This is a genomic window from Pedococcus aerophilus (assembly GCF_039532215.1).
Classification (GTDB): Bacteria; Actinomycetota; Actinomycetes; order Actinomycetales; family Dermatophilaceae; genus Pedococcus; species Pedococcus aerophilus.
This window is the reverse complement of record NZ_BAAARN010000001.1, coordinates 77794-93615: the sequence shown is the minus strand read 5'-3', so window position 1 is coordinate 93615 and position 15822 is coordinate 77794. Positions and strand designations below refer to the sequence as shown.

Below are 15822 nucleotides of genomic sequence, written 5' to 3'. Positions count from 1 at the left end.
CGCCGACCATTCTGTCAGGTGCTGGACGGCTCGTCGCGCACGGTGGGGTCGTCCCCTGCGTCGAGGCGGTCCCAGTCGCTGGCGACCCGCTGCCCCCGGGGGCCGGCGGCCGCGCCCGGCGCCTCGTAGCGCGCCCCGAGACCGCGCCACGAACCCGCGCCGAACCAGCCGCCCACGGCGGCGAGCAGCAGCAGGACGCTCGCGGCGACGGCGATCCACGGCCAGGACGTGGGCGAGGCGTTGGTCTCGATCGAGCCGGTGCGTCCGAGCGCCCTGGCGGCGACGGCACCGAGGGACTGCTCGGGGTCGAGGGCGATCCGCACCGCGACGACCCCCTCCGCGACGGCGGCCAGGGCGAGGACCACCAAGGTGATCCGTCGGACGACCGGGCCGCTCGTGGCGCTCGCGAGGGCGGCCGCGGCGGCGACGAGGGCGAGGGCCACGACGCCGGTGGCCAGCTCGGTGCCGGTGCCGGTGATGCGGCTGGACCCCAGCACCGGGTCGTCGACCGTGCCGGTCACCCAGGTCCGGCCGCCGCTGGTGAGCAGGAGGCCGGCCCCGACGAGGGCGAGGAGGATGACGAACAGCTTGGACGTCGGTCGCAGTCGCTTCACCGGACGGTCCGCAGGGCGCTGGCGGTGGCGACGGCGCGCAGGGCTGCGGCGGCCTTGTTGACCGTCTCCTCGAACTCCGCCGTGGGCAGGGAGTCCGCGACGATGCCGGCCCCCGCCTGGACGTGGGCGGTGCCGTCCTTGATGACGGCCGTGCGGATGGCGATGGCCATGTCGAGGTCTCCGTGGAAGTCGAGGTAGCCCACGACGCCGCCGTAGACGCCGCGGCGGCTGGGTTCGTAGTGCTCGATGAGGCTGAGCGCCCGGGGCTTGGGGGCACCCGAGAGGGTGCCCGCGGGGAACGTCGCCGCGAGGACGTCGTATGCCGTGTGGCCGGGTGCGAGGTCGCCGACCACCGTGGACTCGAGGTGGGTGACGTGGGAGTAGCGGCGGACGTTCATGAACTCCACGACGTCGACCGTCCCGGCCTCGCAGACGCGCTGGAGGTCGTTGCGCCCGAGGTCGACGAGCATGACGTGCTCGGCGCGTTCCTTGGGGTCTGCGAGCAGGTCCTCGGCGAGGCGCTGGTCTTCCTCGGGCGTCTTGCCGCGCGGCCGGGACCCGGCGATCGGGTGCGTGATGGCTCGTCGCCCGGTCACCTTGACCAGGGCCTCGGGCGACGACCCGACGACGTCGTAGGCCGTCCCGTCGTCGAGCGGGAGCCGCAGCAGGTACATGTACGGGCTGGGGTTCGACGTCCGGAGCGCGCGGTAGACGTCGAGCGCGTCGGCGGGGCAGGGGGTCGAGAACCGTTGGGAGAGAACGACCTGGAAGACCTCGCCCGCGCGGATGTCCTCCTTGGCGAGCTCGACCATCTCCTCGAAGTCGCCCTGCGCGAAGTTGCTCCGCACCTCGCCACGCGCCTGGTCGAAGGCACCGCGGTCGACCGTCGAGACGGTGCTCGGCGCAGGGGCGGCCAGGTCGCTGGTCATGGCGTCGAGCCGGGCGACGGCGTCGGCCCAGGCGTCCTCGACCCGCTCGTCGGTGCCGTCGAAGTTCACGGCATTCGCCACGAGCAGCACCGAGCCGTCCGCGTGGTCGAGGACCGCGAGGTCGGTGGCGAGCATCATCGTGATCTCGGGGACACCGAGCTCGTCGGGGACCTCGGACGGGACCTTCTCCCAGCGTCGCACCGCGTCATACGTGATGGCGCCGACCATGCCACCGGTCAGCGGGGGCAGGCCCTCGATGGGGGCGGTCGCCAGCGCGGCCACGGTGTCGCGCAGGGCGTCGAGGGGGCTGCCGCTGGTGGGCACGCCCACGGGCGGTTCCCCCACCCAGTGGGCCTCGCCGTCGCGCTCGGTGAGGACGGCACCGCTGGCGGCGCCGACGATGGAGTAGCGCGACCAGACCCCTCCGTGCTCGGCCGACTCGAGCAGGAACGTGCCGGGGGCGTCCTTGGCCAGCTTGCGGTAGACCCCGACCGGGGTCTCGGCGTCGGCCATGAGCCGGCGGACCACGGGGATGACCCGTCGGTCGCGTGCGAGCAGCTGGAAGGTGCCGAGGGTGGGCCAGGTGCTGCCGAAGGACAGGTCCGGGGCGACGTCGGCCGCCGGCCCGCCCAGGGGGGTGCCGTCACTCACCGGTCGACACCGCCGCGCCGAGGTCGCCGGCGTCGAAGCAGGTGTGGTCGCCGGTGTGGCAGGCGGCGCCCACCTGGTCGACGCGGACGAGCAGGGCGTCGCCGTCGCAGTCCAGCGCCACCGAGCGGACGTGCTGGACGTGCCCGCTGGTGTCGCCCTTGCGCCAGTACTCCTCGCGGCTGCGCGACCAGAAGGTCACCCGGCCCTCGGTCAGGGTGCGGCGCAGGGCCTCGTCGTCCATCCAGCCCAGCATCAGGACCTCGCCGCTGTCGTGCTGCTGGACGACCGCCGCGACCAGGCCCTGGGGGTCTCGCTTGAGCCGGGCGGCGATCTGGGGGTCGAGGACTGCTGGGGAGGTCACCCGGCCATTGTGCCGAAGTGGGCGGTCGTGCGGGTCCGGGGGTCAGGAGGTGGCGAGGAGGGCCTCGATGCGCACGCCCGACGCGGTCACCGTGACGAGGTGACGGTCGGGCACCTCCTCCCAGCCTTCTGCGTCGTCGGGCTCGCTCGCGACGAGGACGCCGTCGGTGTCGCGCCGCAGGAACAACGTGTCGCCCCAACGGGTCGCGAGGAGCTCGTCGCCGGAGAGCAGCAGGAGGTTGAGGCGCGAGTCGGGGTCGGCGGCGGCGACCTCGTGCAGGGTGGCACCGACACGGCGCGGACCAGCGGCGACGACCCGTGCGGCGAGCAGCGCTGCGTCACAGGCAGATTCAGCAGCCAGGCTGGGGCCGACCGCGTCGCGGTCGACCCTGCCGTTGTGGGAGACGAGCCACCCGTCGTGCAGGAAGGGTGCCGCAGCCGTGGCGTCGGCCGGCATCCCCTCGGTCGCCGATCGCACCGCGGCGATGACCCTGCCGGCGACCAGGTGCGGCGCCATCGAGGCGAGGTTGGTGTCGGACCACATCGGCTTGTCCGACCGCCACCGGGCGGCAGCTCCCCCACCGTCGGGGTGCAGCCCGACACCCCACCCGTCGGCGTTGACCGTGCCGTGGGCCTGACGCCGCGGCGCCCAGGACTGGGTGAGCAGGCCGTGGCCGGGCTCGAGGACCAGGGACGCCACCGACCGTGGCGCGCCGAACCACGCCAGGTGCCGGCACACTCAGGCGTCCCAGGCCAGGCGGACGCCGGTGAAGATCTGCCGACGGAACGGGTGGTCCCAGTTGCGGAACGACGGCCGGACCGTCGAGGCGGCAGTGGCCCAGGACCCGCCGCGCAGGACCCGGTAGTCGCCGCCGAAGAACGGCGCGCTGTACTGCGCGTAGAGCATCGGGCTGAAGCCGGGCCACGCCTCGAAGCCCGAGGAGGTCCACTCCCAGACGTCCCCGACGAGCTGCTCGACGCCGTATGCCGACGCGCCGGCCGGCAGGGAGCCCACCGGTGCTGGGCGCAGGGCTCCCCCACCGAGGTTGGCCAGCTCAGGGCTCGGTGCGGCCGACCCCCAGGGCCACCGGCGGCGACGTCCCGCCTGCGGGTCCCAGGCGCAGGCCTTCTCCCACTCGACCTCCGTGGGCAGACGGGCGCCGGCCCAGCGGGCGAAGGCCTCCGCCTCGAAGTGGCTGACGTGCTGCACCGGCTCGTCCGGCGGGACGTCCTCGACCACGCCGAACCGCACCCGGGTGCCGTCACCACGCCAGCCCAGCGGGAGCTCGAGACCGGCCTCGTGGCGGTGCTCCCATCCGCGGCTCGACCACAGCTCTTGTCGGTCGTACCCGCCGGCCTCGACGAAGGCCAACCACTCGGCGTTGGTCACCGGGACCCGCCCGATGCGGAACGCCGGGACGTCGACGACGTGGCCCGGCCGCTCGTTGTCCAGCGAGGTCGGCTCTTCGAGCGCACTGACCCCGAGGACGAACTCGCCCGCCGGAACGAGCACGGAGTCCCGGGGCACGGGACGACCGGGCGGGAGCTGGCGAGTCGGGCTGAGCACGGGGCCACCGGCGCGCAGCTGCAGGGTCGCCAGCATCGTCTCGTCGTGCTGCTCCTCGTGCTGGACCACCATGGCGAACGGGAACACGTCGTCGGCCCGTTCGAGGGCGTCGAGCACCCGCCCACGGACCTCATGGCCGTATCGCCGTGCCTCGACCGGCGGCAGCAGCGGCAAGGAGGGGCGGATCGCCCGGGGCTGGGTGAAGGCGTCGTAGAGGGCGTCCACGTCGGGGGGCAGCATCCCCGGTCGCGTCGCGTCGCCCTCGCGGATCAGCCACAGCTCCTCCTGCTGGGAGATGTGCGCGAGGTCCCAGACGAGCGGGCTCATGATCGGGCTGTGCTGGGCGAACAGCTCAGCCTCGTCGAGCTCGGTCAGCCAGGTCGTCCGGTCGCGGGCCAGCTCGAGGTCACGGGCCACCTGCGTGGCCGACGGCAGGACGGGTGCGGCGGACGGGTGGGTCTGGTCAGGCACGGGACATCTCCTCCAGGACGACCGCAGGCCCTCGCCTGCGGAGGTCGTCGACGATCAGGCTTCCAGGACTGCGACCGGTGGCGGCGAGCTCAGCGAGCTCCTCGACGGCGGGACGGACCCGCTCGGGCACCACGGGCAGGGCTGCATCGAGCAGGGTGGCCGCGGTCCGCCGCAGGGCGTCGTCACCGAGGCCGGTGCTGGCGGCCTCGTGCCACCGGCCGGCCGTCTCGGCGACGGCCGCGTCCACCACGGGGTGCACCGTCTCGTCGTCCATCCAGGCCGTGGTCAGGGCCGCGACGGCCGGCCACCAGCGGTCGGGCAGCGAGTCGAGGCAGCGCAGCTCGAGCCACCCGCGCAGCCGGACGGGCGGGAACAACGTGCTCAGCTGTCTGCGGACGTCACCCACGGTCGCCGCCGGCCACCCGGCGGGATCGACGAGCCACTCCTGCAGCGTGCGCGACGGCAGACGGCCCGCACCGGCAGCACCACCGGTTGCGGGCTCGGACCCGACGACGCCGACCCCCGCCCCACCGGGACCGACGGGCAGCAGCACCACCGGCGCCTCGAGGGCGCGCCGTGCCCAGGCCCGGGCAGGGTCGATGTCGTCGATCGGTCCGGCCCGCAGCTCCCCGAGCCCGGTCCACGCCCGCTGGCGGGCGGAGTGCCAGCCGGTGTCACGGCCGGCGAGGAAGGCCGAGCTGCCGCTGAGCGCCGTGAGCAGCGGGCCGAGCCGTTGGGCGCGTCGCACCCTGTCGACCCACTGGTCGGGACGCCCGGGCTGGAGGTTGAGCTGGAGCGCCGCCGTCGAGCACATCATCGTCGCGCCGTGGTCGCGGGTGTCACCGGTGGCCGAGAAGAAGCGCTCCATCGCTGCATACCGCGGCGCGGGGTTGACGCGCTGGGGTGGACGCAACGGGTCGCTGCCCAGCAGGGCCCAGCCCAGGCCCTCCTGCGCCAGGGCCTCCCGCAGGTGCGCGGTGTCCTGGGCCATCGCGACCAGGGCGGTGTCGATGTCGGGGTGCGGGGCCGAGGAGACCTCGACCTGGCCACCGGGTTCGAGGGTCGTCCGGCCACCGGCGGGCAGGTCAGCCACGCGGGACGCCACGGCCGAGAGCACCTCGAAGGACGGTCTCGCCGTCGGGTCGTCCCACACGACGGCGTGGCCCTCGACCTCGAGGCCGACGGTGCCGACAGGCAGGTCGGCCAGCGCCAGGGCCTCGACCATGGCTCGCGCCTCGTCGAGGTCGACGGGTCTCGTGTCGTCGACCTCGATGCCGGTCGCGGAGGCAGACGACGGCGGGGCGGCGTCGTGCGCCCCGCTCGGATGGTGTGCTGCGGAGTGTCGTGCGGCTGTCGTGCTCACAGGTGCTGCCCCTCGCGGTCCGGGCCGGATCCACACAGGGATCCGCGGGTCATCGGGGCGACCGGGCTGTCGACCAGGCCGTCCGCCACCCATCATGCAACAGCCCACCGACAGCCACCCGTCGGAGGGTCGCGGTCAGCCGCGTTGCTGGGCCGACCAGGAGTCGTGCAGCGCGGCATACACGCCGCCGGCGCGGACGAGGTCACGGTGCGGGCCGCGCTCGACGATGCGTCCCTGGTCGACGACGACCACCTCGTCGGCGGCCTCGGCCGTCGACAACCGGTGCGCGATCGCGACCGAGGTGCGGCCACGGGTCAGTCCCTCGAGGGCGCGCTGCAGGCGCACCTCGGTCGACGGGTCCACGGCGGAGGTGGCCTCGTCGAGGACGAGCAGGTCCGGGTCGGCGAGGTAGGCGCGGGCCAGGGCCACGAGCTGGCGCTCCCCCGCCGACAGCGACTCGCCACGCTGGCCGACCTCGGTGGCCAGGCCCTGCGGCAGACCCGCGAGCCAGGCGTCGAGGCCCAGCTCGGTGATGGCGAGGGTGACGTCGTCGTCGGTGGCCTCGGGGCGGCCGAACCGCACGTTCTCGCGCAGCGTGGCGTCGAAGAGGAAGCCCTCCTGCGGCACGAGCACGACCCGCTCGCGCAGGGAGGAGAACCGCACGTCCCGCAGGTCCGCGCCGTCGATGCGCACGGTGCCGTCGGTGGGGTCCATCAGGCGCGTGAGCAGCTTGGCCAACGTCGACTTGCCCGAGCCGGTCTCCCCGACGATGGCCACCCGGGACCGGGGCGCGATCGAGAGGCTGACGTCGTGCAGGACCGTGTCACCGCCGGGGTAGGCGAAGGAGACGTCCTCGAAGTCGACCGTGATCGGGCCGCGCGGGAGGACGACCCCGTCGTCGCCGGGGTCGGCGACGTCGGCACGGGTGTCGACGACCCCGATGACGCGGCGCCAGCCGGCGACGGCGTTCTGGAGCTCGTTGAGGATCTCGGTCGCCTGTTGCACCGGCTGGGTGAAGAGGTTGACGAGGAACAGGAACGCGAGGAGCTGGCCCAGGCTGAGGTCGCCGTGCACGGCCTGGAGCGTGCCGACGACGAGCACCACGGCGAGGGTCAGGCCGGCGACGAGCTGACCCGAGGAGAACGCCACGACCGAGCGGACCTGTGCGCCGATGGCGGCGGAACGGTGTCCCTCGATGGCGGTGTCGATGCGCGCGGCGGTGCGCTCCTCGACGCCGTACGCCCGGATCGTGGCGGCACCCACGACCGACTCGGACACGGCGGCGAGCAGGTCACCCACGCGCTCACGGACCTTGGTGTACGCCCGGCCCACGATGGCCTGGAACCGGCGGATGACGAACAGCAGCGGCACGAAGCAGAGCCAGACCACGGCGGTGAGCAGCGGGCTGTAGAACAGCATCAGCGCGGTGGCCACGGCGATCTGGCCGAGGCTGAGGATGAGGATGATCCCGCCGAACTGCACGAACTGGGAGATCGTGTCGACGTCGGAGGTGACGCGGCTGACCATCGACCCGCGTCGCTCGGTGTTCTGGGTGAGCATCGACAGGTCGTGAATGTGGCGGAACGCCCGCAGCCGCAACGTCGCCAGCCCGGCCTCCGACGCGCGGAAGAGGCGCACGTTGACGGCATACGCGGTCACCGCGGTCGCGGCGACGGCGATGAGGGCGAACAGGACGTACTGCGTCACGAGCCCCGGGTCGGGGCCGTCCTTGCCGAGCAGGCCGTTGTCCGTCGTCTTCTGGACGACGAACGGGACGACGACGCGGCCGACGGTCGTGACGGCGGCCAGAGCCAGGGTGATGCCGAGGCCGCGGCGCAGTTCCGGTGACAGGTCGAGGCCGCGGCGCAGGGTGGCGAGGGTGCCGAGCTTGGAGGTGGCGTCGATGGAGGTGCTCACCTGGCGTCCACCCCTTCCTCGGCGCTGTCGACGTCGGCCGCCAGCGCGGCCTCCTCGTCGGCGATCACGGCGGCGCGCTCGGCCGCCTCGCGGGCATAGGCCGTGACGAGGTGCTCGTAGCCCTCGCACCGCTCCTGGAGCTCGCGGTGGGTGCCGTGGTCGACCACCCGACCGAGCTCGACGTAGACGATCTCGTCGGCGAGCGTGATGGTCGACATCCGGTAGGCCACGACCAGGACGGTCGTCCCGCTGCTCGACCGGCGCAGCCCGGCAAGGATCGCCTGCTCGACAGCCGGGTCGACGGCACTGGTGGCGTCGTCGAGGACGAGCAGTTGGGGACGGCGGATGATGGCTCGCGCTAACGCGATCCGCTGGCGTTGTCCGCCGGACAGGGACGCGCCGCGCTCGCCGACACGGGTGTCGAGACCGGCCGGGAGCGCGGACACGAACCCCGCGGCCTGGGCGACCTCGATGGCGGCCCACACCTCGTCGTCGGTGTGGTCGGCGCCGAGCGTGATGTTGCCGCGGACCGTGTCGTCGAACATGAAGGTCTGCTGCGGGACGAGGGCCGCGACGGACGACACGCCCCCACGCACGACGTCGCGGAGGTCGGTGCCGTCGAGGGTCACGTCGCCCCGGTCGGGGTCGACGAGGCGCAGCGTGAGGTTGGTCAGGGTGGACTTGCCTGACCCGGTCGGGCCGACCAGCGCCACGGTCGACCCGGCTGGCACCTCGATGCTGACGTCGTGGATGGCCTGGAACTTCGACTCGACCCCGTGCTCGTCGACGATGTCGTAGGAGTAGTCGACGTTCGCCAGGCTCGACCGGGCGGCTCCGGTGCGGGGCAGCTCCTGGTCACCGAACGTCAGCTCGCCGCGGGCCTTGAGGACGGCGTCGACGCGGTCCCAGCCGACGACGGTGCGGGGCAGCTCTCCGAGAACCCAGCCGAGGGCGCGGACGGGGAACGCCAGCACCGAGATGAGGTAGGCGACCTGGACCACCGCGGCCGGCTCCAGCGCGCCGTTGGCCACCTGGTGCGCACCGACGACCAGCACCGCGAGGGTGCCGAGGGTCGGGATCGACTCGATGACCGGGTCGAAGGTGCCGCGGGTGCGGCCCACCTCGACGTTGGCGGCCTGCAGCCGGCGGGTGACCTCCTCGAAGCGGGCGGCCTCCTGGTCCTCGCGGCCCATCGACTTGACGATCAGGGCGGCCTCGAAGCTCTCGTGGGCGACCTCGCTGACCTCGGCCCGCAGCTGCTGCGCCCGCGAGACCCGGGGCGACATCGCGCGCTGGAAGACCATGTTGGCGAGGAAGAGTGCGGGGAAGACGGTGAGCCCGATGATCGCCATCACGGGGTCGACGAGGACCATCTGCACGATGCCCGCGACGAGCATGATGATGACGCCGAGCGCCATCGGCAGAGGGGCGAAGACGTTCCAGGTGGCCTCGACATCGGCGTTCGCGTTCGACAGCAGCTGACCGGACGGGTGGCGGTGGTGCCACGACAAGGGCAGCCGCAGGTACTGGCGGGTCACCTCGCGCCGGTAGCCGGCTGCGACGTTGTACATCGTGTAACCGGCGGCGACGCGGCGGATGACGACGCCGACGACGTTGACGACGACCACCCCGGCCACCCAGCCGAAGATCGTCCACAGCTGGGCCGCGGTGACGGTGCCGGCCTCGACCGCGGGCTGGATCTGCTCGCGGGTCACCTTGCCGATGGCCCAGGCGGTGAGGACCGTCATCACGCCGTAGAGGGCGCTGCCCGCGACGGCGAGGCCGAACCAGCGCGGCTCCCGGCGGATCCCCACCCCCACGATGCCGAGACTGCGGCGCAGCGACGGCGCGGCGTCGACGGACACAGAGAACCTCCGGATGGTGCACGAGTGGGAACACCGAAGCCTCTCACGCGCGGCCGACACGACCACCGGCGACCGGTCCGTGCGGCGCGCGCGAGCGCCTGTGCTGCGCGCACCACCGGCCGCTGTCCCCACCGGCGCCCGGACCCGCCCCTGCTCGGCGCCCGACCCGGCGGGCGCGACCGGCACCGCGCATGATGGGTCCATGACCCACCTCGCCCGGCTCGAGCGCGACGCCCTGTGTGACACCTTCCTCGCCACCGGACCCGACGCACCCACCCTGTGCTCGCCGTGGTCGACGGCCGACCTCGCGGCGCACCTCGTCGTCCGGGACCGACGTCCCGACCTCGCGCCCGGGGTCTGGGTGCCGGCCCTCGCCTCCCGCCTGGAGGAGGGACAGGCCGGGTATGCCGCGAAGCCCTGGCCCGAGCTCGTCGATCTCGTGCGGTCCGGTCCCCCGGTGTGGTCACCGGCGCGGATCGCGCCGGTGGACGATCTCGTGAACTTCGTCGAGTTCGTCATCCACCACGAGGACGTCCTGCGCGGTGACGAGCAGGTGGGACCGCGACGGACGGTGTCCCAGCGCGAGTCCCACGCCGTCTGGACCTCGCTGAACCGGCTCGGCCGGCTGCTGTTCCGCCGCAGCCCGGTCGGAGTGGTGCTGCGTGACCCCGACGGCACGTCCACCCACGTCCGGCCCACCACCGAGCTCGGGACGGTCGTCCTGGAGGGCGCACCGGTGGAGCTGCTGCTCGCGGCCTACGGGCGCCGTCGCGTCGCCGAGATCGAGGTGCTGGGCAGCGCCGAGGCCGTCGAGGCGCTGTGGGGTGCACCGCTCGGTCTCAGCTGACAGGCGTCGACCGCGTGGTGCCGTGCGGCATGGGTGTCAGCGGACGGAGAGGCCGTCGGCGCGCAGGGCGTCCTTGACGTCGCCGATGGTCAGCTCACCGAAGTGGAAGACGCTGGCCGCCAGCACGGCGTCCGCGCCGGCCCGCACGGCCGGGGCGAAGTCGCCGACCTTCCCGGCTCCCCCGCTGGCGATGAGGGGGATGGAGATCTCCGGACGGACCAGCTCGATCAGCTCGAGGTCGAAGCCGTCCTTGGTGCCGTCGGCGTCCATCGAGTTGAGCAGGATCTCCCCGGCCCCGAGCTCGGCCGTCCGGGCGCACCACTCGACGGCGTCGATGCCGGTGCCCTGGCGTCCACCGTGCGTCGTCACCTCGAACCCCCCGGTGAACGCCCCCGAGTCGCCCCGGCGACGCCGGACGTCGGCGGACAGCACGAGCACCTGCGACCCGAACCGGTCGGCGATCTCGGCGATGAGCTCGGGACGGGCGATGGCGGCGGTGTTGACGCCGACCTTGTCCGCACCGGCGCGCAGCAGCCTGTCGACGTCGGCGATGGAGCGCACTCCCCCACCGACGGTGAGCGGGATGAACACCTGCTCGGCGGTCCGGCTCACCATGTCGTACGTGGTCTCGCGGTTGCCGCTGCTGGCCGTGACGTCGAGGAAGGTGAGCTCGTCCGCGCCCTGCTCGCCGTAGAGCTTGGCCAGCTCGACGGGGTCGCCCGCGTCACGCAGGTTGGCGAAGTTGACGCCCTTGACCACGCGGCCGGCGTCGACGTCGAGGCAGGGGATGACCCGGGTGGCGACACTCACCCGGGAAGGCTACCGATCTAGGGTGGGGCCCATGTCAGCCGGCTGCACGATGGACGAGCAGGAGCGGGTCGACCGCGTCGTCCAGCTCATCCGTGCGAGCGAACCCCGTTGCGGCTCAACGCGCCTCGTGGCCATCGACGGTCCGAGCGGGGCAGGCAAGACAACTCTGGCCGCCGAGGTCGCCGAGGTGCTCGGCGCCCCGACCATCCACATGGACGACCTCTACCCCGGCTGGGACGGGCTCGCGGACTCGACGCAGCGGGTCGTCGAGTGGGTCGTCGAGCCGCTGGTGGCCGGGCGGCCGGCCCGCTACCGCCGCTGGGACTGGGTAGCGCAGGCGTATGCCGAGTGGCACGAGGCGTCGGGCGACGTCGTCGTCGTGGAAGGGTGCGGCTCGGGGGCGCTGCCCGGCGGTGCGTTCGTGTCCGTCCTCGTGTGGGTCGACGGTGACGTCGCCGAGCGCCGCTCGCGCGGCCTCGCCCGCGACCCGGGCTACGCCGAGTTCTGGGACCGGTGGGCCGCACAGGAGCACGCCCTGTATGCCGCCGACGGCACCCGCGTGCGGGCCGACCTCGTCCTCGACACGACCTCGGGGGCGGGCGGACGCCATACTCGCCGCATGCCCTCCGCATTGCCCACTCCCGCCCCTTCTTCCGGGAACGGCTGACCGGGGTGCCCCCCTACACCGTCTCGCGGGCAGCGGCCCGGTCGCGGCGCGAGGCGAGGGCGCGCACCGAGCGCCTCGTGAGCCGACTGTTCTTCATCGTCCAGTGCGGGGTCGGTGCGGCGGCGGCGTGGTGGGTGGCCGAGGGCCTGCTCGGCCACGTGCGGCCGTTCTTCGCCCCGGTGACCGCGATCATCTGCCTCGGGTTGTCCTACGGCCAGCGGCTGCGCCGGGTCGGCGAGGTGATGATCGGTGTCGCGGTCGGGGTGTTCGTCGGCGACGCCTTCGTCCACTTCTTCGGGTCCGGCGTCTGGCAGATCGTCGTCGTGGTGGTCATCTCGATGAGCGTGGCCGCACTGCTCGGAGCCGGGATGCTCCTCACGACGCAGGCCGGCGTGCAGTCGGTCATCGTCACCACCCTCATCGCGAACCCCGGGCAGGGCTTCACCCGGTGGCTCGACGCGGTCATCGGCGGCACGATCGCCCTCCTCTTCACCCTCGTGGCCCCAGCCGCTCCCCTGCGGCGGCCCCGGCAGCAGGCCTCCCTCGTGGTGGGCGAGATCAGCGCGATCCTCACCGACACGGTGCGCGCGCTGCGCGAGGGCGACTCCGACCTCGCCTCCGCGACGCTGGCCCGCGCCCGCGACTCCGAGTCGATGCTCGACGAGGCACGGGCGCTGTCGGCCGAGGGCATCGCCGTCGTGCGGCTCTCGCCGTTCCGCCGTCGGCACCTGCCCGGGGTGCAGGCCATCGCCGACCTGCTCGAACCGCTCGACCGCGCCATCCGCAACCTGCGGGTCCTCGTCCGGCGTGCGGCGATCGCGACCTGGCGCGAGGAGCCGGTCCCGAACGGCTACCTGCGGCTGCTCGAGGCACTCGCCGAGACCACCACCGACATCTCCCGCGAGCTCGCCGAGCGCCGGTTGCCCACCCACGCCCGGGTCGGGCTGCACCGCATCGGCGAGGCCAGCGCGGTCCTCGACCCGTCGTCCGGCCTGTCGGGCGAGGTCATGCGAGCGCAGATCCGGTCGATGGTCGTGGACCTCCTCATGCTCACCGGCCTCCCCCTCGACGAGGCCCGCGACATGGTCCCGGAGTCGATGACCCACACCGCGGACGAGGGCTGACCGCGCGCGCTGCCGGCCTGCTGGGACACTGGCGTCGATGACTGCGCGACGACACCACCTCCCGCCCCTGTGGCTCATGGCTCTCGGACTCGTCGCGGTGGCGGTCAACCTCCGGACGGCGATCGCGAGCGTCCCGCCCGTCGTCGCGTCGATCGGCGCCGACCTCGACCTGTCGAACACCGCGCTCGGGGCCCTGACCACCCTGCCCGTCCTGTGCATGGGCGCGTTCGCACCGTTGGCCCAACGGGTCGCCGCCCGCATCGGTGCGGCCGGCGCGATCGAGCTGTCCGTGGTGTGCGTGGCCGTCGGCGTCGCCCTGCGCTTCGGTGGCGGTCACGTGTGGCTGCTGTATGCCGCGACGTTCGTCGCCGGCGTCGGTATCGCCATCGGGGGGACCTTGCTGCCCGGGCTGGTCAAGGAGCTCTTCCCGCCCGAGCGCGCCGGTCTGGTCACCGGCCTCTACATGCTTGCGATGATGGGTGGCGCCGGCGCGTCGTCCGCGCTGTCCGTGCCGCTCGAGGGCTGGCTGGGTTCGTGGCAGGCGTCCTTGGGCTCGTGGTCGCTGCTCGGCCTGCTCGGTGCCCTCGCGTGGCTCCCCGTGTGGCGCGGGCACACCCGCCACCGGGCCGCCAACCCCGTGGTCGTCACCTCCGCGAGGCTGCCGTGGACGCACCTCACCGCCTGGCTGGTCGCGGCCTACCTGGCGGTGCAGTCGATCGAGTTCTACTCCTCGCTCGCCTGGCTCGCACCGACCTACGCCGGCAGGGGCTGGGACCCCACGCACGCCGGGTACCTTCTCAGCGCCTTCACGGCCGCGCAGCTGGTGTCCGGCTTGCTCGCACCCGCGCTCACGGACCGCGTGCACGACCGGCGGGTGCTGCTCGTCTCGGCGTCGGTCCTGGGGCTCCTCGGGCAGGCCGGACTCTGGCTGGCGCCCGGCACGCTCCCCTGGGTGTGGGCCGTCGTCCTCGGCCTCGGGCAGGGAGCGGCCTTCGCCCTGGGGCTGGTCCTCATGGTCGACTACGCCGCCACCCCGGCCGCCAGCGCCCGCCTGGCGGGGATGGCGTTCTTGTTCAGCTACGGGCTCGCCTCACTCGGACCGGCGACCATGGGCGCTGTCCGGGACGCGACGGGAGGCTTCGACGGTGTCTGGATGTCGTTGACGCTGTTGATGTTCGCCCAGCTGGCCCTGTCGTTCGTGCTGCGACCGGGACTGCGCAAGGTCGACTGATCGCGGTCGTCACGAGCGGGCTCCGGGCGGGGCCTCGTCGGCCTCGATGTGGTCGGCCTCGAGGTCGTCGGCCTTGGTGTCGTCGGCCTTGGTGTCGTCGGCCTCGAGCAGGGCCGTCAGGGTGTGGTGCGCGGTCTGCGACATGACGGGGTTCGTCGTGCGGTAGTAGGCGTGGCAGCCGATGGCCTGGGCCAGGGCCCAGGCACGACCCCGGTCCCACAGGTCGTCGTCGGCGCCCAGTCCCTCCCGGAACGCTGACCGGGCACCGGGATCGAGCAGGTTCCACGCCGGCATGAGGTCGAGCGCCGGATCGGCGGGTCCCACGCCCCCGACGTCGAGGACTGCGGCCAGGCGCCCGTCCTCGACGAGCAGGTTGCCGGGCATGAGGTCTCCGTGGGTGAGGGTGTCCGGCTCGTGCCGGGGTGTGGTGCGGACGCGTGCCCACAGGCCAGCGAGGGCCTCGGTGTCGATGAGCCCGGCGCTGCTCGCGAGGCCGCGGGCGACGTAGGCGTCGTGGTCGGCCAGCACTCCCCCGCGCCCCTCACCCGAGAAGGTGCGTCCACCCGTACCGATGTCGCGCAGGGCGAGCACCACCTCGGCGAGGTCGGCGCCGAGGTCCGGACCGACCACGGGCGGGTCCTGACCCATGGCGGCCGCGGCGGCGACCACCGGGCTGGCGTTCGCCCCCGTCAGCCAGCGGTAGACCGACCACGGCAGGGGGTAGCCCGGGCCGGGACGGCCCAGCGCGACCGGCTCGGGGGTCGGCACCGGGACCCGGTCGAGGAGCAGGCGTGCCGCGTCCACCTCCTGCGCCACGCGCCGAGTGGCCACGTCAGGGTCGTCGGGCTGCATGGGCAGGCGGGCGACGAGCTCGTCACCGAGCCGGAAGAGGATGTTCACGGTGCCGTGCGACGCGAGGTCCGTCACGGGCAGGTCGGCCCACTCCGGGAACTGGTCCGCGACCAGCGCCCGGACGGTCGACCGGGAGACCTCGAGCTGGTCGGCATGCATCCGCACCGCGCCAGTCTCGCCGCGAACAGGGTGCAGGGCGAACGATTTGCGGCGAGGCGACGAAGCGCTCGCGAGGACGGCAGCTGACGCGGAGGTCGTCGGCGGCAGCTGCCTGTCAGCCGACCGAGGACGCCGTCGACGAGTTCGGCACGTCCGGCGCCTCTCCCCTGGCACGTCTCCCTCGAACTTGGGGACGCCCTCTCATGCCGATGAGCCGGCGTTTGTGCGCTTCCTTGTCGTGTGAAGGAAGAGGGCCGTACGATCAGGAAGCGGGCCATCTGGGTCAGCGGTCGGCCGGTTGCCCTTGTTCGCGCGCGACGACATACACCAAGCCCTTGCCGGGCTGTGGTACCCCAGAGGTGCCATTGGCGGCCGGTCGATCCGCACTTGCCATG

At 73.3% G+C, this 15822-nt stretch carries 14 protein-coding genes; 4 read left to right on the top strand and 10 right to left on the bottom strand.

The features are described 5' to 3' along the window. Positions 1 to 14: 14 nt before the first annotated feature. From ABD286_RS00435 to ABD286_RS00400, 8 genes are all read right to left on the bottom strand, one after another. Complete coding sequence (locus ABD286_RS00435; protein WP_344189180.1) at positions 15 to 614, bottom strand: Trp biosynthesis-associated membrane protein; 600 nt, start codon at positions 612 to 614, stop codon at positions 15 to 17. Next, positions 611 to 2194 carry an anthranilate synthase component I gene (locus ABD286_RS00430; protein WP_344189179.1) on the bottom strand — a complete coding sequence of 528 codons (1584 nt, stop codon included), beginning with the start codon at positions 2192 to 2194 and terminating at the stop codon, positions 611 to 613. Before ABD286_RS00430 ends, ABD286_RS00435 begins: the two co-directional genes overlap by 4 nt. Next, on the bottom strand, positions 2187 to 2555 hold the full coding sequence (hisI, locus tag ABD286_RS00425; protein WP_344189177.1) for a phosphoribosyl-AMP cyclohydrolase: 369 nt from the start codon (positions 2553 to 2555) through the stop codon (positions 2187 to 2189). Before hisI ends, ABD286_RS00430 begins: the two co-directional genes overlap by 8 nt. A 42-nt stretch (positions 2556 to 2597) precedes the next feature. Continuing rightward, positions 2598 to 3293, bottom strand: coding sequence for an ergothioneine biosynthesis protein EgtC (gene egtC, locus ABD286_RS00420; RefSeq protein WP_344189175.1), 696 nt, complete (start codon positions 3291 to 3293; stop codon positions 2598 to 2600). After that, on the bottom strand, positions 3294 to 4592 hold the full coding sequence (gene egtB / locus ABD286_RS00415) for an ergothioneine biosynthesis protein EgtB (protein ID WP_344189173.1): 1299 nt from the start codon (positions 4590 to 4592) through the stop codon (positions 3294 to 3296). Continuing rightward, the gene (locus tag ABD286_RS00410) at positions 4585 to 5955 is read right to left on the bottom strand and encodes a glutamate-cysteine ligase family protein (protein ID WP_344189171.1); all 1371 of its coding nucleotides are present in this window, start codon (positions 5953 to 5955) and stop codon (positions 4585 to 4587) included. Before ABD286_RS00410 ends, egtB begins: the two co-directional genes overlap by 8 nt. Before the next feature lie 135 nt (positions 5956 to 6090). Continuing rightward, a complete protein-coding gene (locus ABD286_RS00405; protein ID WP_344189169.1) occupies positions 6091 to 7872 on the bottom strand; it encodes an ABC transporter ATP-binding protein in 1782 nt (593 codons plus the stop codon). Next, on the bottom strand, positions 7869 to 9737 hold the full coding sequence (locus tag ABD286_RS00400) for an ABC transporter ATP-binding protein (protein ID WP_344189167.1): 1869 nt from the start codon (positions 9735 to 9737) through the stop codon (positions 7869 to 7871). The genes ABD286_RS00405 and ABD286_RS00400 overlap by 4 nt, the downstream gene beginning before the upstream one ends. 202 nt (positions 9738 to 9939) lie before the next feature. Between ABD286_RS00400 and ABD286_RS00395 the strand changes: the two genes are divergently transcribed. Then, a complete protein-coding gene (locus ABD286_RS00395; protein WP_344189165.1) occupies positions 9940 to 10584 on the top strand; it encodes a TIGR03085 family metal-binding protein in 645 nt (214 codons plus the stop codon). Between the two features lie 36 nt (positions 10585 to 10620). Here the strand turns inward: ABD286_RS00395 and hisF are convergent, their stop codons facing one another. Then, positions 10621 to 11394: an imidazole glycerol phosphate synthase subunit HisF gene (hisF, locus tag ABD286_RS00390; RefSeq protein ID WP_344189163.1), complete on the bottom strand. Its 774-nt coding sequence runs from the start codon at positions 11392 to 11394 to the stop codon at positions 10621 to 10623. A gap of 31 nt (positions 11395 to 11425) precedes the next feature. On the opposite strand from hisF, the gene ABD286_RS00385 reads away from it, so the two are divergent. From ABD286_RS00385 to ABD286_RS00375, 3 genes are read left to right on the top strand one after another with little or no spacing between them, the layout of a single operon-like run. Further along, a complete protein-coding gene (locus ABD286_RS00385) occupies positions 11426 to 12061 on the top strand; it encodes a nucleoside/nucleotide kinase family protein (protein ID WP_344189161.1) in 636 nt (211 codons plus the stop codon). A 5-nt stretch (positions 12062 to 12066) separates the two neighbouring features. Further along, positions 12067 to 13185 (top strand): FUSC family protein, encoded by a 1119-nt coding sequence (locus ABD286_RS00380; protein ID WP_344189159.1) that lies wholly within the window; start codon positions 12067 to 12069, stop codon positions 13183 to 13185. 37 nt (positions 13186 to 13222) lie between these two features. After that, a complete protein-coding gene (locus ABD286_RS00375) occupies positions 13223 to 14416 on the top strand; it encodes an MFS transporter (RefSeq protein WP_344189157.1) in 1194 nt (397 codons plus the stop codon). Positions 14417 to 14425: 9 nt separating this feature from the next. Here ABD286_RS00375 and ABD286_RS00370 read toward each other — a convergent pair whose 3' ends face one another. Then, positions 14426 to 15427: an aminoglycoside phosphotransferase family protein gene (locus ABD286_RS00370; protein WP_344193179.1), complete on the bottom strand. Its 1002-nt coding sequence runs from the start codon at positions 15425 to 15427 to the stop codon at positions 14426 to 14428. Between the last annotated feature and the right edge of the window lie 395 nt (positions 15428 to 15822).